General features: G+C 68.2%; 1 protein-coding gene. It reads left to right on the top strand.

The window, feature by feature from the left end; genetic code table 11:
• The first annotated feature begins 94 nt into the window (after positions 1 to 94).
• Complete coding sequence (locus NR112_RS22220; RefSeq protein ID WP_256796464.1) at positions 95 to 1306, top strand: integrase core domain-containing protein; 1212 nt, start codon at positions 95 to 97, stop codon at positions 1304 to 1306.
• Positions 1307 to 1359 lie beyond the last annotated feature (53 nt).

Genomic DNA, 1359 nt, shown 5'->3' with positions numbered 1-1359 from the left:
GTGTCTGGTCTCAGGACATCGGAATGGGGTGTCTCAGGTCATCGGAATGGCGTGTATCGCGACTTCGGCATAGCCGTCGCGGGCAGGCTCGGCGGTGTCGAAACGTCGTCTTGTCATCACTGCTGTCCTGGGTGGTTCCTCACAGTCCGAGGTCGCCCGCAAGTACGGGGTGTCCCAGGGGTGGGTCAGCCGGCTCATGGCTCGGTACCGACTCAGGGGCGAAGCCGTGTTCGAACCGGGCTCCCGGGCCCCGTTGACCTCGCCCGGTGCGATCAGCCCTCAGACGGTCGAGCTGATCCTGCAGCTTCGGACCGAGCTGACCAGCCAGGGCCACGACGCCGGCGCGGACACGATCCGCTGGCACCTCAAACAGCGCCACCACGTGACGGTGTCACGCGCGACGATCCACCGGACCCTGGTCCGGGCCGGGGCCGTGACCCGGGAGCCAGCCAAGCGCCCGAGGTCCTCCTACATCCGTTTCGAGGCCGAGCAGCCCAACGAGACCTGGCAGTCCGACTTCACCCACTACCGGCTCACCCGCCTCGACGGCAGCCCAGGAGCTGATGTCGAGGTCCTCACCTGGCTCGATGACCACTCCCGGTACGTCCTGCACCTCAGCGCCCACCCCCGGATCACCGCCTCGATCGTGCACGCCACCTTCACCAGCACCGCTGCCACCTACGGGGACCCGGCCTCCACGCTGACCGACAACGGGATGGTCTACACCGTCCGGTTCGCCGGCGGCCGCGGCGGCCGCACCCGGCTCGAGGTCGAGCTGCGCCAGCGCGGGATCACCCAGAAGAACTCCCGCCCGAACCACCCCACCACGTGCGGGAAAGTCGAACGGTTCCAGCAGACCCTGAAGAAGTGGCTCCGCGCGCAACCGAACCAGCCCACCACCATCGCCGAGCTCCAAACGCTGCTCGACATCTTCCGCGAGCAGTACAACCAGCACCGCCCACACCGCTCCCTGCCCCACCGCGCCACCCCGGCGACCGCCTACGCCGCGCGACCGAAAGCCAGCCCCGGCACCGACCGCAGCAGCGACACCCACGACCGCGTCCGCACCGACAAGGTCTCCAAGACCGGGAACCTGACCCTGCGCCACAACGGGCGCCTGCACCACATCGGCATCGGCCGAACCCACGCCGGAACCCACGTCCGGCTCCTGGTCCACGACCTCGAGATCACCATCATCGACGCCGCCACCGGCGAGGTCCTGCGCGAGCTCACCCTCGACCCGACCCGCGACTACCAACCCACCGGGCGCACCGGACGCTCTGCCCGCGACCCCAAAAACGAATGAGCTGGACCTACATTCCGTAGGTCCAGCTCATTCCGATGTCCTGAGACATCACA

The sequence above is a fragment of the Terrabacter sp. Ter38 genome (assembly GCF_024519435.1).
Classification (GTDB): Bacteria; Actinomycetota; Actinomycetes; order Actinomycetales; family Dermatophilaceae; genus Terrabacter.
Note: the sequence above shows the minus strand (reverse complement) of the source record. Positions and strands in the feature narration are given on the sequence as shown.